General features: G+C 36.2%; 1 protein-coding gene. It reads right to left on the bottom strand.

The genetic code is table 11. The features are described from left to right. Positions 1-219 (bottom strand): response regulator transcription factor (locus HC176_RS18470; protein ID WP_167920445.1); only part of this gene is annotated, 219 nt, incomplete at its 3' end. Between the last annotated feature and the right edge of the window lie 107 nt (positions 220-326).

The raw sequence follows: 326 nt of genomic DNA, 5'->3' as shown, positions 1-326 counted from the left end.
TTTTTGATGTTTTTGCAACTCTTCATAAACCTGGTATCCATCCCACTGCGGCATCATAATGTCCGAAATTATTAGATCGGGCTCCTCCTTAAAGGCTTTTTGAAACCCACTTTTCCCGTCGTGAGAAGTAATAACACCATACCCGGAGAGTTCAAGTAATTCTTTTGTATTCTCTGCAAGGACGATGTCATCTTCAATAAGCAGAATGACTTTTTCCATATTCTTGATATTCAGTCAAATATCCGCTTGTCAAATAAAATATTTCTATTATTCAAGCATGAATTTTGGCAGTATTAAGATACGACAGGATTATCGATTTTGGGAAA

The sequence above is a fragment of the Tamlana crocina genome (assembly GCF_012037625.1).
This window is presented reverse-complemented; position numbering and strand designations above follow the sequence as displayed.